The following is a 23755-nucleotide window of genomic DNA, read 5'->3' on the forward strand; positions in this document are numbered from 1 at the left end:
TTTATTTAACCGGGCTGATTGTTTTAATCAGAAGCAATAATCCTGCCGAGAAAGAGATCCTGGCTTTCCCTGAAGTGAATTCATTGCTCAGGCCGCGGGTGGATCCGAAATTAAGGGGTTCATTCTGAAGCGGAAATTTAAGCCCTTCAGTTCTGATATTTTCCACCTGCCCTGTCAGGGCAAAAAGTGATAGATACTCGCCGGGCAGCCCTTCTATTTCCAGATCCCCATCGGTCATCCTGATTTCCTGGCGTCCATCTATAATCAAGGCCGGAATCCCTTTATTCAGGGGGATCTTCAAGAGCAGCAGATTGATAAAACCGTGATCTGTCCTATCCCCACCTAACGCACCAAGAATAATTATTTCTGAAGGATTCATCTCCACCGCATGATCAAGAGCCAGCTCCAGGTCTGATTTATCTTTCCCCTCCGGGTGTTTAATCAGTTCAGGATTGGTACTTTCGATCTCCCTTTGTTTTTCAGGTAAGAGAGAATCAAAATCTCCGATAATCAGATTTGGTTTTACTCCGATGGTTAAAGCATGGATAGATCCACCGTTGCAGGTAATAATATAATCATCGGGACGCAGCAATTCCCTGTAAAATTCAGGTTTTTTAAAATCACCGCTGGCAATGATAACAATCCTCTGTTCGGACAATAGTCATGCCTTCTTTCATCTGTTTGGTAAAGCAAAAAAACTATTGGGAGCTATCAAGGTCGGCAAAAAACTTTTCAAGTCGTGTAAGTCCTTCCTTTAATGTTTCCATCGAACAGGCATAAGAAATCCGGATGTATCCTTCCGCCCCGGGACCAAAATCTATTCCGGGGGTTACCGCTACCTTTGTTTCTTCGAGAATGCGGTGGGCAAAAGATAATGAATCGCTGGTATATTTTTTAACGTTGGCCAGCATATAAAAAGCCCCATCCGGTGGTTTTGCGGGAGCGATGCCGATCTTTTTTAGGAAATCATAAAGGTATAGCCGCCGCTCATTATACCCGCTGAATCTCTTTTCGAGGATATCTGTGCTTTCCTGTAAAGCCGCAATTCCGGCTGCCTGCACAAAAGCACAGGCACAGATAAAGAGGTTTTGCTGCAGCTTCTGGATACTGTTAACCAACTCCCGGGGGCCGATCATGTAACCCAGTCGCCAACCGGTCATTATATTTCTTTTGGAAAAACCATTAATTACTATTGATTTATCGGTGAATTCCAGGATCGATCTGTCCCGTCCAATGTAATTAATGCCGTGATATATTTCATCTGAAATGATGTATGTGTCAAGATCGGCAAACTCCTCTAATTCCCTTTCTCCGAGCACTGCTCCGGTGGGATTGGCCGGTGAATTGATCAGGACTCCTTTTACTTGGTCGGTCAGATATTTTTTTACATCTGAAGCACGCAGTTTGAATGCATCTTCCTCTTTAACCGGAACAAGCAGCGGTTCAGCCCCGAGATACCTGACAAAGTTGGGATAGCAGGCATAATAGGGATCGGAAACAATCAGTCGATCACCGCTTTCCAGCAGAGCGGAAAAAGCCAGTAACATGGCCGGTGAAGATCCGGAAGCAACCAAAACCTGTTCCGGCTCAAGATCAACATTATAGGTTCGTTTATAATATTTAACGATTTCTTCCCTGAGCTTTGGTTTGCCGAGACTGTGGGTATATCCGGTATCATTATTCTGAACTGCTTCTATGACAGCATTTTTTATTGCCGAAGGGGTTTCTCCTCCAGGTTCCCCCACCTCCATGCGGATAACATCAACTCCATCTGCCTCCATCTGTTGAGCTTTCTGCATAATTTCCATTGCCAGAAACGGTTTTACTGCTTTAACTCTGGCCGGTAGTTGTTCGGTAATATCGATCTTGTCATCAAACACCGGGTTCATCTCTGCTCTCCCCCCTCGTTTACCTGGTTACTCTGTTTTCCTCTTTTTCTTTTATTAAATCAACACAATACTCAATTATTTCGCGGCGCCTGATAATCCCGATAAAAATACCCTGATCGTCAACAACGGGGACAAAATTTTGTTCGCTGGCCAGCTCAAGGAGATCAACCACCCGGGAATCAATGCGTGCTGGCTTATTTTTTGAATGGACTGCAATATCTTTCAGCAATATTTTTTCCATGGCGCTCAGACTTAAGCCTGGTGAATCCTTCAGTTTCCAGAGCAGGTCTCCTTCGGTCACTGTTCCGGCATAGCAACCCTGGTTGTCAACCAGGGGAACTGCAGCATAGCTGTGTCTTTCCATTCTTTCCAGAGCCTGTCGCATTGTAGTCTGAGGTGTCAGGTAAACAACTTCACTTTTAGGAATCAAAAAAAAAGCAACTTTCATCAGGAATCAAAACCCTTCCGCTTCATTTTCGTTATCGATCAGTCCACCACCAACTATCCTGAAACCTGCCCTTTCATAAAAGTGAGCCAGTTCCGGCTCAAATAAAACATTGACAGTTTTTATCTTATCGGTCTTTACCCGATGTGTTACCATCTTTAAAAGTCGAAGGCCGATCCCCTTTCGCTGATAGTCAGGATGGACAATCAGGCTGCGAATCAGGGCATCATCAACTTCATCACTGAGAACATCTACGAAACCAACAAGTAACTTTCCATCATAGCAAACCGCTGTCAGGTAGGTACAGCCCAAAATCTTTTCAATTTTATCTTCCCTGGAGTCCCATCCGACTGCCTTACGTAAAGCAGCCACCTCTTTAACTTTCAACTCGGGATTTTCTAAGTATCGCAGTTTCAATAGTTCACCTCAAATAATCTGATCATTTGCTGCTGCATTTTAACCATAGCTGCTCTTCAAACTAATTCTTACGACGAAGATTATTTACATAAACATAAATAATAAATCCGGCGACAATCAGGAAAAGGACAATTGTAAAGGGATCAAGTTCAACCTGTCCGGAAGCAACAATCAAATATAGACCCAGCAGACCAATAATAATTGAAGCAGCAATGACTATTAAATTTTTCAGGGGCACCTGTTAACCTCCCTGTATTATGTTTATTTCTGCATAAAATATTTTCTACGATCGATGACCGATTACCTGCAATAATCAAAAGAAATGCCAGACAAGGGGACACAGACTAGGGGACAGGGACTTGTCCGTACAGGATAGAGGATAACAGACTAGGGGACAGGGACTTGTCTGATTTTTATAAACGTGTTATAAATATTGTTGGTTTAAAAAGGGGGGCTCAATATGCCAAGACAAGCTCGCGAGAAAAGCTCAACAGGGATTTATCATGTCATGGTTAGAGGTATAAACCGACAAAAAGTATTTATTGATGATGGGGATTGTATACAATTTATAAAAAAAATCGAAGAAGCCAAAGAAAAAAGTGACTTCGAGTTTTATGGCTATTGCTTAATGGGAAACCACGCCCATCTGCTGTTTCGTGAGGTAACTGAGTCATTATCTTTAATTATGCAAAAAATATTTTCCAGATATGTTTACTGGTATAACTGGAAATATGATCGCTTTGGCCATTTGTTTCAGGAAAGGTTCAAAAGTGAAGTTGTTGAGGATGACTCGTATTTACTTACCGTTTTACGATATATACATCAAAATCCGGTAAAAGCAGGAATAGCTGATTCAATTGATGACTATCTCTGGAGCAGCTATCCTGAATATCTTGGAAAATCAAAATTAGTTGATACCTCATTCGTTCTGAAACTATTTTCTGCTGATACGCAAGATGCTATCATAGAATTTATAAAGTTTATGAATCTTAGTAACGATGACCGCTGTTTAGATTACAAAGAAATTCATCGCTATTCAGATGAAGAAATATTAAAAGCTATCGAAGAAAAATTCGGCGTTAAAAAAGACTCGTTTCACTTATTAGAACAAACAGAAATGTCCAAGGTATTAAGTTATATGAAATTAATTGATGGTGTTACGATCAGGCAGCTTGCCGAGATAACTGGTGTTAGTAAATACAGGGTAGAAAAAGCTTAGCACAAACAGACAAGTCCCTGTCCCCCTGTCTGGTTGTGCTGACTTAGCGTTATCAGACAAGTCCCTGTCCCCTTGTCTGGGAGGTGGAGAGGGCTTCTTCGATTGAACATTTATGGCCCAATTCGTTTAACACTTTACCGAGGGATTTGATTAGTCTTTCGATATTTGTCAGGTTTGAACCGTTGCCCATCATGCCGATACGCCAGATTTTTCCTTTCAGTGGTCCGAGTCCACCGCCGATTTCAATCAGGTGTTCGCGGCGCAACCTGCTTCTTACTTCAATATCATCAACATCTTCCGGAACCCATACCGCCAGCAAGCTGGGCAAGCGGTACTCTTCTGAAACAACCGGCCGGACTCCCATCGTGCTTAATCCGAAGATCAGGGCGCTGCTGTTGAGCCTGTGTCTTTGAAATCTTTTTTCCAGACCTTCTTCTTTGATCATTTTCAGCGCTTCATAGAGAGCATAGATCATATTGATCGGGGCTGTATGGTGATAAAATCTTTCATCCCCCCAGTAGCGTGTCAGAAAAGAAAGATCCAGATACCAGCTTTGAACTTTTGCCTTGCGCTTTTCGAATTGAGCCAGAGCTCTTTCATTAAAAGTTATCGGAGCCAGTCCCGGAGGCGCTCCTAAACACTTTTGAGCCCCGCTATAGACAATATCAAGATCACGTTTATCGACCGCAACCGGCAGTCCGCCAAGTGAAGTTACGGTATCAACCAGGAAAAGGGCTTCGTGTTGATGAGCCAGCTTTGCCAGCGGTTCCAGTGGCTGTTCTACCCCGGTTGAAGTTTCGGCATGGATAACTCCGACCATTTTAATTTTATTGTTTGCGGAAAGCGCTTTTTTCAGAGCGTCAGGCTCTACGGGCTGACCCCATTCCGCTTTGACTTCAATGACTTCCGCTCCGCTGCGGGAAGCGCCCTCTGCCATACGTTCCCCGAAAACACCCTTCACCAGAATAACAGCTTTGTCTCCGGGTTCCAGTGTATTGACCAGTGCCGCCTCCATTCCGGCACTTCCGGTTCCCGATACAGGAAAGGTTATCCGGTTATCCGTTTCAAACACATAACGCAGCAGCTCAGTCGTTTCATTCATAATAGTCATGAAATCGGGATCAAGATGACCTAAAGTATGGCAACTCATTGCCTCAAGCACCCTCTTGTGAACCGGGCTTGGGCCGGGGCCAAGCAGCAATACTTCAGGTAATTTATTTAGTTCCATTGAATCCGCCTCCTTTAGATGAAGATCATAATTCAGGTAGATTAACTGCCTTCAAGCACGGAAAGCAGATCTTCCAGCGCCCTGGTACTGTTTTCATGCAGAACAACTTCTGAATGTAAATCATACTCTGTCGGTTGAAGATTAATAATGGCCAATTTATCAGATAAACGGGGCAGATCGGCTACCGGATAAACCACAAGGCTGCTCCCGACAACCAGCATAAAGTCACATTCGCTTTCAATCTTATGCTGCAATTCAAAGAAAAACCCGGGCATGGGATCACCGAAAAGCACCACTTCCGGCCTGAGCATGCTGTGACAGTTATGACAAACCGGCGGTATACGCTTTAGCTCAACCTGCTGGACAAGTTCTTCAAAGGGATATTTCTTTTTACAACCCACACAGTATCCAGTGCGTAAATGGCCGTGGACTTCCCATACATTTTTCGAGCCGGCCTTGACATGCAGCCCGTCTATATTCTGCGTAACCAGGCCCTTGAGATAACCAAGTTCTTCAAGTTGAGCCAGGATATAATGGCCACGGTTCGGTTCGGCAAGCGATATTTTTGAGAAGCGGGTAAATCCGGCTTCATAAAATAGTCTCGGGTTGCTGTAGAGAACATCAACAGAAGAGACGGCAATCGGATCAACTTTTTCCCACAGTCCTGTTCCGGGTGACCGAAAATCGGGTATACCGCTGTCAGTACTCATTCCGGCACCGGTTAAAACAAAAAACCGGTTATGGTTCCTGATCAACTCCGCAAGCCGATTGATCTTTTCCATGTATTCCATCCGAAGCCCCCCTTTTATTCCTTTATCCCATTACCTCTCGGACAGCAAAGCGACCTTTCCGAGCGGTCTCGAAACTGAGGTTTTTCTACCATAATAATATCGTGAAAATCATCCCACGGTGTATAGGAAAAACTGTTTTCCCGGCAGTGTTCAGCCAGCCCCTCCCGGGCACAGATATGATCCGCCCAGGATGCTCCATAGCGATCATTACTGCCATCACCGATATAGATAACCGGTCTGCCTTCGTCTTTCATATCGCAGACATGATTCGCCTTGCAGTTACCGCAGACCCTGCAGATAGGGTGAGCATGGGGGGTAATGATTTCCAGGGTTCCTTTTTCATTAATAGATGTGTTATTGCAGTAAAGAAGATCAACAAAGGCCAATGCACCGAATTTCCTGAGAACAGGCTCAATATAATAACCGAGCCCGTCGCTGGCAACAATTACAGGGCTGTTCTGCTCGCTGGCATAGTTTAGAAAGTCCAAAAAACCGGGCCTGACACCTGCCCATTCAAGCGCTTTCTTATGCAGCTCCTCCATGTCAGGAGGCAGTAGAGATACAATCTTCTCCAGCCAGAGGCGGATTGGAATTTCTCTTTTTCTATACTGGTTCTCGACTTCCAGGTAAGCAGGACCACCGAAATATGCGGCGAGTTCACAAGTCAGATCACTGTCAGTAATTGTCCCGTCAAAATCAACAAGATAAGCTGCACTTTTCTCCATAAATTTCTCCATTGAGTATCAAGATTATTTAAAGAGGGCGGAAACTACTGAAGGATGTTCAGCCAGAACTTCGGCTCCCGCTTCCTTCAACTCATCTGACGGCCTGAATCCCCATAAAGCACCGACCGGATAAAAGCCGCCGTTTTTCGCGGTAGTCATATCGATATCTGTATCACCAAGATAAATGATCTGTGATGGGTCAATCTGCATTTTTTCTGCAATTTTCAGCGCTCCCAGAGGATTAGGTTTCCTTGGAGTCCCCGTTTTTATACCGATAATATCGATGAATGTCCAGTCTGGAAGCAGTTCTGTTACTGTCAAAATGGCAAATTCATGTAATTTATTGGAAAAAATTCCCTTTGGGATATTATTGCGTTCCAGGAATTCCAGCAGCTCAACAATGCCATCATATGGTTTTGTGTGATCATTCCAGCGTCGGCTGTATTCTTCCTTGACCTCATCAATTATCTTAGTCAAACCATTTTTCCCGATGAAATCTGCCGGAAAGGCCCTTTGAACCAGTACGTCAATCCCGTCACCGACAAAGAAGCGGTAATCATCAACTGGATGTTCTTTTAGAGCGTATTTTTCCAGCACGGCATTAACAGAAAATGCCAGATCTTCGATAGTATCCAGAAGTGTCCCATCAAGATCAAAAATAATTGCTTTTAAGTCAGGCATATCATAGTCTCCCTTAAATTATCAGTCTTCTACGCAGGTAGAAGACTGTAAGGTGATTATAGCATAGCTGGCGAGAGCTGTAAAAATGCAGGCCAACATTCAGTCTTCCCGGACCTCTTTTTTATAATAAAGAGCACCTACAGGGCAGGCATCGACACAGAGTGTACACTGGGTGCAGATAGATTCGGCCAGAGGAATATCCTTAAAGGTTGTCACCGCCCTATTTATTCCACGCCTGGTAAAACCGATAGCCCCAACTTTGGCTTTCTCCCGGTCAGCCCAGATACACTGACCGCAAAGCACACATCTGCTGCGGTCAAAAGCAAAAACTTCCGGGCTTTCATCAATTTCAAATTCCCTGGTAATTGGTTTAAACCTACGCTGCTGAAGTTTGATCTTTCGCTTGCTTGCTATTTCCTGGAGAGCACAGTTCTTGTTAGCCGGACATTCCCGGCACTTTAAATTGTGATCAGATAAAATCAACTCAAAACCTGTTTTAATCAGCCGGTCGATCCTGGGACTCCTGGTCTTAACAATCATCCCATCCTGGACGACTTTTGTGCATGAAGTTACCGGATTCTTATAACCTACGATCTCAACGAAACAGAGGCGACAGCCGGCATTTGGTCTTTCTTCATCTTTAATAGCACAGAGGTGTGGAATATAAATATCATTTTCCAGGGCAACCCAGAGCAGCCTATCGCCCTCATTGGCTTTTATTTTCTTCTGATCAATAGTAATCCATATTTCCCTGCTCATTTAACCGCTCCCTCCTTTTCCTTCGGCAGGACCGGTGGTGATAGTTTTACAATTGCATTGTATTCAGGTGGACAAGCCTTCAAACAGTTATCGCATTTTACACATTTTTCCTGATCAATTTCCTTCAGGCCGTCCTCCCTTGTAAAAATCGCTTCTGTGGGGCAGCTGCCAACGCAAACATTACATAGTTTGCTGCACTTAGGTGGTTTTATGTAGTAAAGGATCAGGTCCCGGCAAACCAGTGCCGGACAGCGTCCTTCCTCTATATGTGCCCTATATTCATCACGGAAATACTTTAGCGTAGTCAATACCGGGTTTGGAGCTGTCCGTCCGAGGTTACAGAGAGAACCGTCTCGCACATCTTCGGCCAGTTCTTCAAGCAGGGTCAAGGATTCCATAGTGCCCTTGCCATCAGTTATATCAGTCAGTATATCAAGCATATGCTTCGTACCCAGGCGGCAAAAAGTGCACTTTCCGCATGATTCATGCTGAGTGAATTCCAGGAAGTAGCGGGCAACGGCCACCATGCAATCGTCCTGATCCATTACTACCAGCCCACCGGAACCCATGATCGCTCCCGCATCATGGAGAGAATCAAAATCAATCGGCACATCGAGAGCCGATTCTGGTAGGCAACCACCGGAGGGTCCGCCAATCTGGACTGCTTTAAATTCTTTAGCATTGGGCAAGCCGTCACCCACCTCATAAATCAGTTGGCGTAAAGTAGTCCCCATGGGAACTTCAACCAGCCCGGTATTTACAACTTTGCCAACCAGTGAGAAAACAGCTGTTCCCGGGCTATCCGGTGTTCCTATCGACTTGAACCAATCAGCTCCATTGCGGATTATCAGGGGCACATAAGCAAATGTTTTTACATTATTGAGGATGGTAGGCTTACCACGGTAACCTTTCTGAGCCAACCTGGGTGGTCTGCTTTCGGGAAGTCCCATTTTGCCTTCCATTGAATTAACAAGGGCGGTTGCTTCACCACAGACAAATGCTCCCGATCCCTGGAATACTTCAAGATCAAAATTAAATTTTGTTCCGAGTATCGCATTCCCCAAAAGTCCCATCTGCCTGGCCTGATCAATTGCCTGCTGGACATGCCTGACAGCCCTGGGATATTCAGCTCTAATGTAGAGATAACCTTTTTGCGCACCGATAGCATAAGCGCAAAGAACCATCCCTTCAATAACCAGGTGAGGGTCAGACTCTAAAATACTGCGATCCATAAATGCCCCGGGGTCACCTTCATCAGCATTACAGATAACATATTTCTCATTCTCGCTGCTGCTCAGGCAGGCTTCCCATTTGTCACCCGCGGGGAATCCGGCGCCTCCCCGACCTCTTAAATTAGCTGCTTTTACTTCATTCAAAACAGCCAGCGGTTCATCTTCAAGGGCTTTGGCCAGTGCACTGTAACCGTCTCTGGCCAGGAAACTGTTAATGTCCCCGGCATCTATGTAACCACATTGTCCGAGGATCAATTTTTCCTCATGCACACCACGGGGAAAATCTTCAAAAGTGGGAAAGACGTCATTACGTTCAAGTGCGGCCAGGGCATATTCATAGCAGGGATCATCTCCTGCCAGGTAATCTTCAACCAACCTGTTAACCAATCCATCATCAAGTTTACCGTAACACATGGGGGGAAAACCCGGTTTGGCAATGACCGCCATCGGTTCAGCGTAGCAGTGCCCCATACAGCCTACTTCAATTACTTCGGCATCCAGGCCTTTTTTCTCTATCCCTTTAACAAATTCATCTCTAACCTTCAGAGCACCTGCAGCCACTCCACATGTTGCAGTTCCCACTAGGATGCGGGTTTTCTCAGTTTTGGCTTCTTCCCTTGATTTAGCTTCATCTGCCATTCTTTGATAGATATCGAGAGGGTTCATTGAATTCATTCTTAATGTTCCTCCCCTTTTTGCATTTCCGGCTCTGATACTTTTTCTTTGTCGGATTCCTCAAAGGTAAGCATAATTCCATCAACCCGGGTTGGTGTTACTTTCCCTTCCACTTCTTCATTTACGACTACAACCGGGGCCAATGTGCAGCAACCGACACAGGCTACCCTTTCCAGGCTGTATAGACGATCAGCGCTTGTTTCTCCTTCTTTTATTTTCATCCTTCGCTCGAATGATTCAAGGGTTATATCCCCGCCTACCATGTAACAGGCTGTTCCAAGACATACTTTTACCTGATGTTTGCCCGGTGGGTTGAGACGAAATTGGTTATAAAATGTAGCCAAACCATAAACATCTGCAGCCGGGATATTTAATCCCTCCGAAATCTTTTCCATGGCGAGGGCGGGAAGATAGCCTAGTTTGGCCTGGACTTTCTGAAGAACGGGAATTAAGTCTTCGCGGTTTTTGCTGCTCTTACTAATTACTTCCTGTACAGATGCAAGGATCTGCTCTCTTTCACCTTCTAAAAGTTGCAACGAATACATCCCCTTATTGAGTATGATTCTTTCAAATCCCGCAACTATAATAGCATATTTTCATGGATTAAATGAAGCAGACATACTCTTTAAGATGTTATGTAAACCCTTCAAATAGCTAACTCGACACGGGGAAGATCAACTCTTCCCTGTAACCGGTTACAATCCTGTAATAACCCCGGAGTGCTTCATCCAGCTTTTCGTCACCGGTATCTACCAAAAGATGTTTATTGTCGAGGGCCAGAATTTTCTCCTTCGATGCAATAATAATAATATTTTCTTTCCCGGCCTGATTTATTACCGTAGAGCTGATCTGCTGGTTACCGCGACCAAAGATATAACCCTGGCCACCGATTACAGTCACGATTATTTTCGTTTTTCTTCCTTTTATTATTCGCAGTATATCTTTTTCTCCGGCATCTCTGGCCAGTAGCTCTTCATTCAATACCAGATCAACTCCAAGCAGGCTATAAGCCAAGCCAAGCTTTTTCATGATCGGAACAGTCGTGGAGCCGGGACCGATGATATAGATTACATCCTGCTCCATATTTTCGACAACCTGTTCGGCTATCGCCAGCAGCACCGATTCTTCAGTTTCCGCCCCGCCTACCTTCAGATGCTGCATTAAACTTCCGGCCTTGGGTACATAAAGATATCCGTAAAGGCATGCAGATAGCCTGCCTGCACGAAAGGATTCTTCGTCGATATCCATAACTTCAGCCAGGTGGACGTGAATACCGGAATCCATCATATACATTCTGGCCAGTTCACCGGCATTTCGCGGTGTGGTTGCATATACAGCAGAATGTATTTTTACCCCTGCCGGGATACCGATTACCGGCAAATCGGGGCTGTCTCCCAGGGCATTGTATATATTACGGGCTGTGCCATCTCCGCCGGCAAAAAGGAGCAAATTGACACCGTTTTCTCTCATCGATAATGCCGCTTTTTCAGTATCACGGGCCGAAGTCGGCTCATCAATACCCTCGATCAGTGACGGCTCGAATCCACACTGCCGGGCTGCATCTTCTCCCATAGAGCCCGGGCAAGTAATCATTTCAATCTTCTCCCGAATGTCTGTGAGCATTTTAAGCGCCATGACAGCTCTTTGGGCAGATTCCGGTTTCGCACCCAGGGTCAGGGCTTTTTTAACTATTTCCGGCCCATCGGTCCCTTTTAAACCGACCCTTCCACCCATACCGGCTACTGGATTGATGATTAATCCTAATTTTTTCATAACCGCCCAAAATGAAGACCAGTCTTATTAATGGCCATTGCCGCTTCCCAGAATGATTCACAGAGAGTCGGATGGGGATGAATCAACTCGGCCAGTTCAACTGCACGAACACCCTGAGCAACAGCCAGTGCTCCTTCCTGAATCAAATCGGAAGCATGAGGCCCGAGTATATGCACCCCAATTACTTTTTGATCTTCACCAGCTGCGATAATTTTTACAGCGCCCTCGGATTCACCCTGGGTAGCTGCTTTTCCGCTGGCTGAAAAGGGGAATTTTCCGATTTTCAGATCTTTATAACCCTTATCCTTCGCTTCCTCCTCCGTTAAACCAACACAGGCCAACTCAGGATCGGTAAATAAACAATTCGGCACTACACTTCCATCAAAATATGACTCCTGCCCGGCGATATTTTCAGCAGCAACAATTCCCTGATGATAGGCCACGTGGGCTAGGAAATAACCAGGTGCAGTTGCATCACCGACAGCATAAATCCCGGGAACTGTTGTTTCCATTCTTGTATCTACTTCAATGCCTTCATCACTGAATGCTACTCCCAGGCCTTGAAGATCCTGACCACCGAAAGCTGCCCTGCGTCCAACAGATAGCAGAACTTTTTCTGCTTCAACAATCTCTTCTCCCTTACGACTCTCAACAATCAGTCTTAAACCGTTATCAAGAGCCTCAATGTGTTTAACAGGACTGTTCATCATTATCTCCAGACCGCCCTTACGAAGGTAGGTAGATAAACGGCGGACCATTTCGAGATCCATCCGACGTAGAAGCCGTTCACTGCGATGAACAATGGTTACCTTGGTGCCCAAACCGGAGAATATCGAAGCCATCTCCAGGGCAATTACTCCCCCACCGATTACAGCCATTGTATCTGGCAGTTCTTCAAGGGCCAGAGCCTGGTCAGAAGTGATCACTCCAGGCAGATCAAGGCCGGGAGTGGGAGGGTAGATTTCTTCACTACCGGTTGCCAGAATTATATTATCTGTTTCAATTTTAATTTCCTCTCCGCTGTGCAGCTTGATGCTGATTAATTTCTCGCTAAGAGCTTTACCGGCTCCAAGGTAAACATGGACCTTGCTTTTTTGTAAAAGTTCACCGATATGACCGGTTAGTTCCGCTACAACTGCGTTTTTCTTTTCCTGAAGGCGGCTAAAAGAAAAATTAATGTTTGAAAGACTGAAACCAAATTCTTCGGCTTTATGAATACGCTTATACATTGCAGCACCATGGGTAAGCACCTTAGTGGGAATACATCCGTGGTTTAGGCAGACACCACCAAGCGCTTCTTTTTCAATGACTGCTGTTTTGAGACCAAGTGAACCGGCCCTTAATGCTGCAAGGTATCCGCCGGGACCACCCCCGATGATGGCTACCTGATATTTTTCACTCATCATTCACACATCCTTTCATCCGGTAAAACCACCGGTAATACCAATCCTAATGAATATTTATTGGTTCAAGATCTATAAGCAACATTACTGTACTTTCAGCAACGTATTCAAACTGGAAAAAACTGCGGGGATAACCATCGAAAAGCCTTTTACTAATGCCCTTGTCATTCGTTCATAACTAACATTGTACCCAAGGTCAAGCAAACCTGCCGCCTTCTCTGTAAGTTCAGCTTGCGGATTATGATCAGGATGATGTTTCCCCGGTTTTAACAGGCTGGAATATAATTCGGCAGGAAGTTCAAAAAGTATGGCGCCGTGCTGCAGAACAATGCCATCCCGCCTGAGTTGAGCACTGCCGACTACTTTTTTCCCGTCTATCTTTATCTCATAGGCAGACGGAGTATCAAAACAAGAACCGGGGGCAAGTCCGGCCTGACCTTCTTTTTCCGGAGTGATCGAGGCCGTAATGCCCAATAAGCTGAAGGCGGTAACTATACCGCGGCTGATTGCCCGGTAGGCATCCAATACGCCACCCCGGTTAATAAAAGGGTGGATCTCAGGCACAACAATGCTGTAAGTTAATTCATGATAATGGAGGACTGCCCGCCCGCCTGTCGGTCTGCGAACTACATCAATCCCTTTTTCCCGACACCCCTCGAGGTTAACCACTTCATCTTCATCCTGAAAATATCCAATGGAGAGCGTCGGTGGGGACCAACGGTACAAACGCAGGGTGGGAGGGCATTCACCGGATGCCACTTCTTCCATAATCGCTATGTCTTTCTGCATATTATCAAGCCCGGTCATGGGTGGGTCGAGAATTAAACGCCATTGGTGGTGCACCTGGTTTTCCCTCCCGGATAGAAACAACTATAATTAATTGAATCAATTAAGACTTTTAACTCTCCTGCTTTTTCGGCCTGACCAAGCGGGCGATGGTAATTATAAATTGTTCCGCCCGGACGTTCATTGTAATATGGCCGGTTACAATCGGAACAGCCGCTCGTCTGAAATGCTTTCCCATCTGACAAAAGCCCAATTAAATTCTCTTCCGGTATACCATATGAAGCTACCTGGCCGTTAGTAAAAATTAATTCCTTAATATCTACTTTTTTCCTCAGAAGCAGGTAAAGTCCGGCCTGAATCCTTCGGTAGGAATCGAGCTCAGGTGATTCTCTCTTCTCCAACCTGGTTCCCTTAAGGGGAACAAATGCAAAAAGGGCAACTGTTACCCCTGCCTTGATTAATCTGTCGATCAAAACCAGTGTTTCCTCTTCAGTCTCACCCAAACCGCAAATAATATGTGTACTAACTCTACCTTTATACAGGTTGGCAAACTTTAGAAGCAGATCAAGACGGTCAGTAAATGAACCGCCCTTGATCTTTGTGAATGCTTCAGGATTAACCACATCAAGAGATATGCTAAATCTGTCCACACCGGCATCAACTACAGCAGCAGCTTCAGCTTCATTTCTAATCCAGGCTGACAGCGACAGAGGTAGGTCAGATATACTTTTTATTTTTCTGATTGTGCCAAGCAGGGTTTCAATCCCATCATTATGCCTGACCGATTGAAGACAGATTCTTTTGATTCCTGATTTCGCTGCAGTCCTGAAACCTTTTTCAATTTCATCCCAGGTAAACTCCGGCCATGTCACCCTGCCGAGTTTATTCAGCGCTTCACTGCTGCTCAAACCCTGAGGGCAAAAAGCGCATTTCATCAGGCACCGGTTTCCGGAAAGCAGGTAAGCAGTTGTAGGATAGCTATCCATTTTAATGCCGGTAAGCCCCAGGCAGGCGGCGGTGCCGGCTGAAAGACGGATCATAAAGAACAGCACTCCTCTGAAACTTTTATTGAGAGTCCCAAATTTACAGCCAGACGCCTGGTTTCCGGGCCCGGTAATACTATTTTGTTTACCCCGGCTTTTACAGCATATTGATCAACCTTTTCCCTGTAACTACCTCCAGGACGCATACATCCGAGGTAAAGCGGGGTTCGGGGAAACATCAGGCGGGCGGTAGCTATAAACCTGGCTACTTCTTCCGGTGACGGGGGTTCCGCTGCACTGAATTCTGTACCTTCGGTTGGACGAAAAATAATCATGCAGATCGCTTCAACTGCTTCGTTTCTCAGTAATTCCAGCGCCCTGTATTCAGAGTTTATTCTGCCGGAATCAAGACCAACGCAGATATGGGGAATCACGCTGTTATATTTAAGCAGATGACGGTATGAGGAAAGATAATCGTCAACAGTAGCTGACAGGCCGTACACTTTAGCAATTGTTTCATTGTCACCGACGAAGTCAAAAGATATTACCCGGGCAATTTTTGATAATTTTTTCGCTTCCGCTTCATTAACCAATCCCGTATGAAGATTAAGAGAACCCCTGTCGGCGAGTTTTTCCAGTTGATCCCATTTGTCAAAAAGTGGAACCTTGCCATTCTTGTCGGATCCGCCTGATACAAGATAGCTGCTTTCATTGTTATATTTTTTTCCCATAATCTCTTCGAGAGGGACCATCTTCTTCAGGTATTGTCCACCACAGTGGGCACAATTAAGCGCACACCTGCTTCCTGTCACACTAACAGCCAGTGTCTTGCCGGGAATGGTAAACTCAATTAGATCCGGGAAAAAAGCCTGACGAACATTCCAGGCCTGTTCGAGAATCTTGTCCAATCTATTTATATTCTGAACCATTAAACCCTCCATAACCTATCATTTCAGGAGAAAGGGAACAGGTTACCTGTCCCCCATTATTTTCTAACATCTGAATTTATAAAATCAAAGCAGTTCTTCTATAGGAGTATAAGGCAGTTCCAGTGAACTGGCGACAATCTCATGAACAATCTTACCGGCATATGTATTCATACCCTTGGCGAGTGCACTGTCTTCTTTTATGGCATTTTCCAGGCCTTTATCTGCAATTTTCAGGGCATAGGGTAGTGTGGCATTGGTTAAAGCAAGGGTGGAAGTTCTCGGCACTGCTCCCGGTATGTTCGCCACGCTGTAATGAATCACACCGTGTTTTTCGATGATCGGGTCGCTGTGCGTGGTCGGCATATCACATGTTTCAATACACCCACCCTGATCAATTGCTACATCGACAACAACCGATCCCGGTTTCATCTGCATAATCATCTCTTCAGTAACGATGTGAGGAGCTTTTGCTCCGGGGATCAATACCGCACCAACCAGCAGATCCGCTTCTGCAACCAGCTTGCTGACCCAGTAGTGATTAGATATCACGGTATCAATACGACCACCAAATATATCATCAAGATAACGCAGTTTATTGGCGTCTATGTCGAGCAGGCTAACCCTGGCACCCATGCCGAGCGCTACTTTAGCGGCATTTACCCCGACCATGCCCCCGCCGATGACAACCACATGAGCAGGAGGAACACCGGGAACTCCACCAAGCAGAACGCCGGCTCCACCGGCTCTCTTTTCAAGGTAATGAGCTCCAACCTGGACAGCCATTTTCCCAGCTACCTCACTCATTGGAGCCAACAGGGGCAGAGACCGGTCAGCTTTCTGGACCGTATCGTAGGAAATTCCCGTTACCTTACTTTCCATCAGTGCTTTAGCAAGTTTTGGAGCTGCTCCCAGGTGCAAGAAAGTAAAGAGAACAAGGCCTTCTCTGAAATAAGCATATTCTGAAGTCTGCGGTTCCTTGACTTTCAGGATCATTTCCGATCGGCTAAACAGATCATCCGGCTCGGCAATTATTTCTGCCCCGGCATCTTTGTACTGTACATCCGAAAAACCGCTTCCCTCACCTGCTAATTTTTCGATCAATACTTTATGGCCGGAATTTACAAAAACTTCAACACCTCCGGGTGTGATAGCCACCCTGTTCTCATCACTTTTTATTTCCCTGGGCACACCAATGATCATTTTTATCAACTCCATTCAGATGATTTGAAAGCAAGGTTATCGGCCGATGATTATTCTGCTATTAAATATTATATGCGAAAGAAGAAGGCAGGGGAAGCAGAAAGAGTCAAACCTTTCCTGCGTCACCATTGACTTTAATCATTATTGACCAGCCTTACCCTTTATGCCACCGTAATACCGGATTGCGGGCAGCCCTGACCTCATCCAACCGTCCTACAACGGTTTTATAAGGACCATGGGCAACTTTTTCAGCATCTTCGTTGATATCTCTGGCAATCTGTTCCATAACAGCGGCGAATTCATCCAGAGTCTCTTTACTTTCAGTATCAGTCGGTTCGATCATCAGGGCTTCTTCCACGATCAATGGGAAATATACCGTTGGAGGATGGAATCCTCTGTCGAGCAAAGCTTTGGCAATATCGCCCGCCCCCGCTCCCATTTTCTTTTCCGGTCTTGCAGAGAGAACAAATTCATGCTTGCAGATACGGTCATAAGGCAGATAGTATGTATTCTTCAAAAGGTTCATCAGGTAGTTGGCATTGAGAACTGCATCGGATGCAGCCTGTTTCAGGCCATCCCCGCCCATCATGCGCAGGTAAGTGTAAGCTTTGATCACTACCCCGAAATTTCCGTAGAAAGAATGAACCTTGCCGATACTATCCGGCAGATCATAATTGAAAATATATTTATCTTCCGCCTTATCAACAAGTGGAACCGGTAGGAACGGCACCAGTCTTTCTTTTACTCCAACCGGGCCTCCTCCTGGTCCACCACCACCATGGGGGGTGGAAAATGTTTTATGAATATTTAGGTGGACAACATCAAAACCCATATCGCCCGGTCGGGTATAACCCATGATCGCATTCATATTTGCCCCGTCATAATAGAGTAAGCCTCCGGCTTCATGGACGGTCTTGGCGATGGCTATAATATCTTCTTCAAATAATCCGAGGGTGCTCGGGTTGGTCAGCATCAGGGCAGTTGTGGTTTCATCAACAACTTCTATTAAGGCTTTCAGATCGACGAGACCGCGCTCATCGCAGGGCACCTGGATCACATCATAGCCGGCCATGCTAACAGTGGCAGGGTTAGTGCCATGAGCTGAAAGCGGGATTAGCACTTTATTTCTCTTGTGGTCGCCCCTTTTACGGTGGTATGCCTGAATTATCATTAATCCCGTCAATTCACCGTGAGCGCCCGCTGCCGGTTGAAGGGTGAATCTATCCATTCCTGTCAGTTCTTTCAGGCACTTCTCCGTATTGTGCAGCAGTTCCAGTGCACCCTGGGCAGTTTCCTCCGGTTGGCAGGGATGCATAAGTACAAAGCCGGGCAAAAGAGCCGCTTCTTCATTTACCTTCGGGTTATATTTCATGGTACAGGAGCCCAGGGGGTAAAAACCGGTGTCTACGCCAAAGTTGCGGGTCGACAGTTCCGTAAAGTGGCGGACAACCTCCGCTTCTGACAGTTCGGGGAGCTCCAGGGGCTCCTTACGCTGGAGTTTAGCCGGTAGTAGTTCATCGATTTTCTTTTCCGGAACATCGCAGGCTGGCAAAGAATATCCCTGGCGCCCTTCACGGCTCATTTCAAATATTAGCTTTTTAGATTTTCTCATTTCCATCCCTCCAGCTCACGAACCAGGGTGTCAATCTCTTCCCGGCTTCTGTTTTCTGTCACAGCAATCAATACTGTATTTGGCAGCTCGGGATAAAATGGTGATATATCTACACCGCCGAGTATATTTTTCTCCAGCAATTTTCTGTTCAATTCGCAGGGATCTCCCGGGAGGGTGACGGCAAATTCCTTGAAGTAAGCTCCGCTGAAAGGTGTAACATATCCATCAAGGACAGTAATTTTATCCCTCGCGTATGCAGCTTTTTGCAGACATTGTTCAGCTACTTCCCGCATGCCCTTGGGGCCTAGAGTTGACATGTAAACCGAGGCAGCGAGAGCAACAAGGGCTTCATTCGAGCAGATATTTGAAGCTGCCTTTTCTCGCCGTATATGCTGCTCCCTTGTCTGCAGGGTTAACACGAATCCCCGATTTCCTTCACTGTCAACTGTTTCACCGGCAATACGTCCGGGCATCTGACGGACAAATTTATCACGGGCTGCCATGATACCTAGAACCGGACCGCCGAAAGATGCGGAGACACCGAGCCCCTGACCTTCTCCGACCACAATATCTGCTCCGTACTCTGAAGGTGCCTGCAGCAGTGGTAAAGAAAGCGGATCAGCGGAAACAACAAATACTGCTTTATGAGCATGGATCAAATCGGCAACGTCATCCATATCTTCAACCAGACCAAAAAAGTTAGGCTGTTGAAGAACTACCGTGGCTATGTCATCACCAAGCATTTTCTCCAGGCTGTCCTTATCTGTACAGCCCTCTTTCAGAGGAATCTCCTCCAGTAGAAGGCCACGGCTGTAAAAATAGTTTTTCAGGACAGCCCGGTAAAAGGGGCTTACAGAACGGGAAACAAGAACTTTGGAGCGCCTGGTAGCGCCACAGCCCATAACCGCTCCCTCGGCGACAGCAGTTCCGCCATCATACATCGAAGCATTGGATACATCCATCCCCGTCAGTTGACAGATCATCGTCTGGTATTCAAAAATTGCCTGCAGAACACCCTGGCTGACTTCGGGCTGATAAGGCGTATAGGATGTATAAAACTCGCTGCGACCGGTTATATGCTTAATGACTGAGGGAATAAAGTGATCATAGATCCCTGCTCCCATAAATGAAACTGAATTCTGGAAATGCTTATTTTTCGCGGCCAATCCATTCAGGTGCTTGAGAACCTCTGATTCCGATAAAGCCGGAGGAAGCTCGAGGCCCCTTTTCAAGCGGACTTCTGCAGGAATATCGGCAAAAAGATCATCAACCGAGCCGGCACCGATAGCAGCAAGCATTTCACGCCTGTCCTCATCGGTCAGGGGAAGATAATGTTTACCACCCATCGGTTATTTCTCCTCCTCCTCTACCACATATTTTTCGTAAGTCTCTTTATCCATTAAGCTGGCATACTGGTTTTCATCTTTTATCTCGACTTTGTAAACCCACCCTGCACCATATGGATCGGAGTTGATCAGCTCCGGTTGGTCAAGCAGTTCTTCATTAACTTCGACTACTGTGCCATCTACCGGGGCATAGAGATCAGCTACAGCTTTTACTGACTCGATCACGGCTGAACCCTTACCCACTTCTACTTCAGCACCGACATCGGGCAGCTCAACAAAAACAATCTCTCCCAGTTTATCCTGGGCATAATCACTTAGCCCGACTACAACTGTATCGCCCTCCTGACGAGCCCACTCATGTTTCTTGGTATACCTGATACCATCAACAATCTTGTATTTCATTATTTTTTCCTCCTGTAAAAAGGTAATTTTGTTGTCCGCGCCCGGTAAGCCCGGCCACGAATCATCACACTTACTTCACTGTATTGGTCAATAACATTGGGATCCAGAAATGCCATTGCAATAAACTTGTCAAGTGTTGGAGAGTAAGAACCGCTGCTGATCCAGCCGATTTCACTATCTCCGTGGTTTACAGGATAACCTTCCCGCGGTACTCCGCGTTCCAGCATTTCAAGACCGTATAGCATCCTGTCCATTCCGGTTTCTTTCTGCTTAATCAGGGCTTTCTGTCCGTTAAACTCATTAGCTTTATTGAGAACAACAAACCGCTCAAGACGGGCCTGCAGTGGAGTTATCTCCCTGCTCAACTCATGCCCGTAAAGAGGCATTGCCGCCTCCAGTCTCAGCACATCCCTGGCTCCCAGTCCTGCCGGATTAAGTTCAAAACTTTTTCCTGCTTCCCACAGGGCATCCCATAAGCCGGGTGCAGCATCATTGCTGCAGTAAACCTCAAACCCATCTTCGCCAGTGTATCCGGTTCTGGAAACCAAACAGCTGACACCGGCAACATTTACTTCCGGTAGAAAGTTATAATACTTCATTTCGTCCAGTGAAATGTCCGTTAACTTCTCTAGTATAAAAACACTATTTGGTCCCTGCAGGGCAATCTGAGCATATTCGGCTGATAAATTTCTTAATGTTACATCTTCTGTAACATTTTCCCTGAACCAATCAAAATCTTTATCGGTATTTGCCGCATTTACAACCAGGAAAAACTTATCGTTTTTGATTCTATAAACCAGAATGTCATCAACTACTCCACCGTCAGGATAGCAAACCGGACTGTAAATAATTGCATTATCTTTTAACCGGTTTAGATCATTGGTCAGGACTTTCTGTAAAAAACTGCCTGCACCAGGGCCTTCCACCAAAACTTCCCCCATGTGTGAGACGTCAAATACTGTTGCCCGTTTTCGGGTATCATGAACTTCTTCAACCAGCCCCTTGGAATACTGGACCGGCAAAAACCACCCACTGTAATCAACAATTTTCCCTTCTAACTGCAGATGTTTTTCATAAAATGGTGTTTTCTTTGCCTCACTCAAAAACTAACATCCTCCTTTCTTTTTGTGTCAGGGGGACGGTTCTCCTGACACATTATTTCTCCCCAGATTCTAATAAATTAAATGCTCTCTGAAATAAATCTGATGATTACTTAGAAATATATTGTCAACAACCCCGTCCCCCTGACATTTGCCTTCCTGAGTTAAAGAACGAATACAAAAAGGACAGAGAAAGCCGAACGGCTTATGCTCTGTCCCTGTTACCTGAGAGATTGCTCCTACAATTGATATAAGGGCTTTCCCCGTCGGTGTCCCGCGTTAGCGGGTACTCTCCAGAGGTGCATTCCCCGATGGTACTGAAGCCTGAGAGTTTCCCATTTAACTGCCAGCTAAAAGGTTGCTCCTTCGGCGCCTGCGTGGCAGGACTCTCCCACAGGGGTCATCTGCAGCTATTAAATTAAAACATTGCATCTTTAAAACTTTAATTATCCGTAAAACTCTTTCTACATAATAACTAATATTCAGGAGTTGTGCAAGCACAGACTGCACACGGCAGCGGTTATATTTTTCAGCCTCCGCCACCGAACCCAATATTCTTAACTTCCCCGTTTTCAACTACCACAGGTACCCTGTCAGCCTTGAAATCTTCCCTGGCCTTTTTTAAAGCTTCAGGATCTTTGCTGACGTTGTATAGATTATACTCAACTCCTTTACGATCAAGCACCGAAAGTTGTTTTTCACAGTAAGGACAACCGTCTTTAACATATATCTCAAGCATTACTAACACCTCCTTCATTAAACAATATAATTATAAAAAAAATACAAAAACCCTTTTTAAAAGAATCTAATCATTTTTCGAAAACTGTCTGTTCCTGAATATCTGTCTGAAGTGCAACCAATGCCTTATCGACAAGCGAACGTCGTAATTCTTTTTCTTCTGGTGCTGATAATTCCGGATTTCCTAACGGATGCGGGATTGCCACCGCAGGTACGATCCGGTTCGCTCCAACTGTAAGTGATATTGGAACGACTGTACATATGTGTACAACCGGCAAGCCTGCCCTTTCAATCTCTTTGACCATCGCTGCACCGCAGCGAGTACAGGTGCCTCACGTTGAAGTCAGTATAACAGCATCTACACCTGCTTCAGCAAGGTCGGCGGCAATAGCGGCACCATAGCGGGCAGCATTTGCAACAGAAGTACCGTTACCAACTGTTGCATAATGATAGGGATGAAGCTTCTTTACAATTCCTTTTGATTCAAAATCCCTCATTACATCCAGAGGTAATACCCGGTCGGGATCCTGGTTGGCATACACCGGATCATAACCGCCATGTGCTGTTTCATGCGATTCCCGGGTCAGGTCATTCAGACCTTCCAAGCTGTATTTGCCATATTTTGAGGCACTTGAAGATTCTATCCGGTCCGGATTTCCTTTCGGTACAATTCCTCCCGAAGTCACCAATGCAACAGTCGCATTACTCATATCAACTATCGGAGGCTGCGGTTGCACACGATCGAAATCGGGCATAGGCAGTTCAGTTACATAAGGCTCTACCTTAAGTTTAGCAATTAACATTTTTACCGCACGTTCTGCACCGGTTTCTTCTGCAAAATAGTTTTGCCTGATTCCCCTGGGTAAGTACCCCTCATCCGAGGGAGAACCTACCGGCTCCTTGTCAACAAGTTTATAGAGCAGGGAAACCATTGTTGGGACGGCATCGCGCATGCCCCGAGCCGAATCGGCCGTAGAGATAATGTATATATCTTTACGATAGAGTTCAGCGCCAGGGTTTTCAAGATACATTCCCGTTACTACCGGTATTTTCAACTCCTGACTAACAGCCTGACCTACAGCACCACAGGCTAGACCATAGCGTCCGGCGTTGAAGGCCGGCCCGGCCACAAGGGCATCGGGCTCATATTCTTTAACCAAATTAACAATTTCCCTGGTTGCCTGTTCAATATTATCAGCAACATAGTTATCGCCGCAAATGACCGTGGCAACGACTTCTCCCCTGTCACCAAGAGATTCCTTTACGGCAATTCCCGGGCCTACCGGACCGACCTTTACGAGAGGCTTGGTACCGGCCATATCTTCGCCACCAATTTGGCCAAAAAACTGATTCAGGTAATGAATTACTCTTAATTTTTTTTCTGTAACCATTTTACCCCTCCTCTCCTGAAGTTTTGATCAT

The 23755-nt window shown here is 45.7% G+C and carries 25 protein-coding genes and 2 riboswitches; of the genes, 1 reads left to right on the forward strand and 24 read right to left on the reverse strand.

Annotated features, from left to right (window positions below):
* Position 1 precedes the first annotated feature (1 nt).
* From SCJ97_02735 to SCJ97_02755, 5 genes are all read right to left on the reverse strand, one after another.
* Positions 2 to 658 carry a thiamine diphosphokinase gene (locus SCJ97_02735; protein ID MDW7738961.1) on the reverse strand — a complete coding sequence of 219 codons (657 nt, stop codon included), beginning with the start codon at positions 656 to 658 and terminating at the stop codon, positions 2 to 4.
* Positions 659 to 698: 40 nt separating this feature from the next.
* A complete protein-coding gene (locus SCJ97_02740) occupies positions 699 to 1889 on the reverse strand; it encodes a pyridoxal phosphate-dependent aminotransferase (protein MDW7738962.1) in 1191 nt (396 codons plus the stop codon).
* 19 nt (positions 1890 to 1908) lie between these two features.
* Complete coding sequence (locus tag SCJ97_02745; protein MDW7738963.1) at positions 1909 to 2337, reverse strand: CBS domain-containing protein; 429 nt, start codon at positions 2335 to 2337, stop codon at positions 1909 to 1911.
* Positions 2338 to 2343: 6 nt separating this feature from the next.
* Positions 2344 to 2751, reverse strand: coding sequence for a GNAT family N-acetyltransferase (locus tag SCJ97_02750; GenBank protein ID MDW7738964.1), 408 nt, complete (start codon positions 2749 to 2751; stop codon positions 2344 to 2346).
* A 61-nt stretch (positions 2752 to 2812) separates the two neighbouring features.
* The gene (locus tag SCJ97_02755; GenBank protein MDW7738965.1) at positions 2813 to 2989 is read right to left on the reverse strand and encodes a hypothetical protein; all 177 of its coding nucleotides are present in this window, start codon (positions 2987 to 2989) and stop codon (positions 2813 to 2815) included.
* 222 nt (positions 2990 to 3211) lie between these two features.
* Here SCJ97_02755 and SCJ97_02760 point away from each other — a divergent pair, with 222 nt between their 5' ends.
* Entirely contained in the window at positions 3212 to 3970 is a 759-nt protein-coding gene (locus SCJ97_02760; GenBank protein MDW7738966.1) for a transposase, read from the forward strand.
* 52 nt (positions 3971 to 4022) lie between these two features.
* Here the strand turns inward: SCJ97_02760 and SCJ97_02765 are convergent, their stop codons facing one another.
* The 19 genes from SCJ97_02765 to grdB form a co-directional block, all read right to left on the reverse strand.
* Positions 4023 to 5198, reverse strand: a complete 1176-nt coding sequence (locus SCJ97_02765) for an alanine--glyoxylate aminotransferase family protein (protein MDW7738967.1) — start codon at positions 5196 to 5198, stop codon at positions 4023 to 4025.
* Positions 5199 to 5239: 41 nt separating this feature from the next.
* Entirely contained in the window at positions 5240 to 5989 is a 750-nt protein-coding gene (locus tag SCJ97_02770; protein MDW7738968.1) for a Sir2 family NAD-dependent protein deacetylase, read from the reverse strand.
* 14 nt (positions 5990 to 6003) lie between these two features.
* Positions 6004 to 6714 carry an MtnX-like HAD-IB family phosphatase gene (locus tag SCJ97_02775; GenBank protein MDW7738969.1) on the reverse strand — a complete coding sequence of 237 codons (711 nt, stop codon included), beginning with the start codon at positions 6712 to 6714 and terminating at the stop codon, positions 6004 to 6006.
* 24 nt (positions 6715 to 6738) lie between these two features.
* Positions 6739 to 7395: an HAD family hydrolase gene (locus SCJ97_02780; protein MDW7738970.1), complete on the reverse strand. Its 657-nt coding sequence runs from the start codon at positions 7393 to 7395 to the stop codon at positions 6739 to 6741.
* Between the two features lie 99 nt (positions 7396 to 7494).
* Positions 7495 to 8154, reverse strand: a complete 660-nt coding sequence (locus SCJ97_02785; protein MDW7738971.1) for a 2Fe-2S iron-sulfur cluster-binding protein — start codon at positions 8152 to 8154, stop codon at positions 7495 to 7497.
* Positions 8151 to 10061, reverse strand: coding sequence for an NADH-ubiquinone oxidoreductase-F iron-sulfur binding region domain-containing protein (locus SCJ97_02790; GenBank protein ID MDW7738972.1), 1911 nt, complete (start codon positions 10059 to 10061; stop codon positions 8151 to 8153). The genes SCJ97_02785 and SCJ97_02790 overlap by 4 nt, the downstream gene beginning before the upstream one ends.
* Positions 10062 to 10063: 2 nt before the next feature.
* Entirely contained in the window at positions 10064 to 10606 is a 543-nt protein-coding gene (gene nuoE, locus SCJ97_02795; protein MDW7738973.1) for an NADH-quinone oxidoreductase subunit NuoE, read from the reverse strand.
* Positions 10607 to 10715: 109 nt separating this feature from the next.
* Positions 10716 to 11834, reverse strand: a complete 1119-nt coding sequence (locus SCJ97_02800; GenBank protein MDW7738974.1) for an ATP-NAD kinase family protein — start codon at positions 11832 to 11834, stop codon at positions 10716 to 10718.
* Positions 11831 to 13237 carry a dihydrolipoyl dehydrogenase gene (gene lpdA, locus SCJ97_02805; protein ID MDW7738975.1) on the reverse strand — a complete coding sequence of 469 codons (1407 nt, stop codon included), beginning with the start codon at positions 13235 to 13237 and terminating at the stop codon, positions 11831 to 11833. Before lpdA ends, SCJ97_02800 begins: the two co-directional genes overlap by 4 nt.
* 84 nt (positions 13238 to 13321) lie before the next feature.
* On the reverse strand, positions 13322 to 14080 hold the full coding sequence (locus SCJ97_02810) for a lipoate--protein ligase family protein (GenBank protein ID MDW7738976.1): 759 nt from the start codon (positions 14078 to 14080) through the stop codon (positions 13322 to 13324).
* Positions 14059 to 15063 carry a radical SAM protein gene (locus SCJ97_02815; protein ID MDW7738977.1) on the reverse strand — a complete coding sequence of 335 codons (1005 nt, stop codon included), beginning with the start codon at positions 15061 to 15063 and terminating at the stop codon, positions 14059 to 14061. The genes SCJ97_02810 and SCJ97_02815 overlap by 22 nt, the downstream gene beginning before the upstream one ends.
* Positions 15060 to 15935: a radical SAM protein gene (locus SCJ97_02820; protein ID MDW7738978.1), complete on the reverse strand. Its 876-nt coding sequence runs from the start codon at positions 15933 to 15935 to the stop codon at positions 15060 to 15062. Before SCJ97_02820 ends, SCJ97_02815 begins: the two co-directional genes overlap by 4 nt.
* 84 nt (positions 15936 to 16019) lie before the next feature.
* Positions 16020 to 17135, reverse strand: coding sequence for an alanine dehydrogenase (gene ald / locus SCJ97_02825; protein MDW7738979.1), 1116 nt, complete (start codon positions 17133 to 17135; stop codon positions 16020 to 16022).
* Positions 17136 to 17289: 154 nt separating this feature from the next.
* Entirely contained in the window at positions 17290 to 18747 is a 1458-nt protein-coding gene (gcvPB, locus tag SCJ97_02830) for an aminomethyl-transferring glycine dehydrogenase subunit GcvPB (GenBank protein MDW7738980.1), read from the reverse strand.
* Positions 18744 to 20093 (reverse strand): aminomethyl-transferring glycine dehydrogenase subunit GcvPA, encoded by a 1350-nt coding sequence (gene gcvPA, locus SCJ97_02835; GenBank protein MDW7738981.1) that lies wholly within the window; start codon positions 20091 to 20093, stop codon positions 18744 to 18746. The genes gcvPB and gcvPA overlap by 4 nt, the downstream gene beginning before the upstream one ends.
* A gap of 3 nt (positions 20094 to 20096) precedes the next feature.
* Positions 20097 to 20495, reverse strand: coding sequence for a glycine cleavage system protein GcvH (gcvH, locus tag SCJ97_02840; GenBank protein ID MDW7738982.1), 399 nt, complete (start codon positions 20493 to 20495; stop codon positions 20097 to 20099).
* Positions 20495 to 21598, reverse strand: a complete 1104-nt coding sequence (gene gcvT, locus SCJ97_02845; protein MDW7738983.1) for a glycine cleavage system aminomethyltransferase GcvT — start codon at positions 21596 to 21598, stop codon at positions 20495 to 20497. Before gcvT ends, gcvH begins: the two co-directional genes overlap by 1 nt.
* A gap of 207 nt (positions 21599 to 21805) precedes the next feature.
* A riboswitch (glycine riboswitch) is annotated at positions 21806 to 21894 on the reverse strand.
* 3 nt (positions 21895 to 21897) lie between these two features.
* Positions 21898 to 21999: riboswitch (glycine riboswitch) on the reverse strand.
* Positions 22000 to 22124: 125 nt separating this feature from the next.
* Positions 22125 to 22334: a glutaredoxin family protein gene (locus SCJ97_02850; GenBank protein MDW7738984.1), complete on the reverse strand. Its 210-nt coding sequence runs from the start codon at positions 22332 to 22334 to the stop codon at positions 22125 to 22127.
* A 70-nt stretch (positions 22335 to 22404) separates the two neighbouring features.
* Positions 22405 to 23724, reverse strand: a complete 1320-nt coding sequence (gene grdB / locus SCJ97_02855) for a glycine reductase complex selenoprotein B (GenBank protein MDW7738985.1) — start codon at positions 23722 to 23724, stop codon at positions 22405 to 22407.
* Positions 23725 to 23755 lie beyond the last annotated feature (31 nt).

It is taken from the genome of Bacillota bacterium, assembly GCA_033549065.1.
In the GTDB taxonomy this organism is placed as follows: domain Bacteria; phylum Bacillota; class Dethiobacteria; order DTU022; family DTU022; genus JAWSUE01.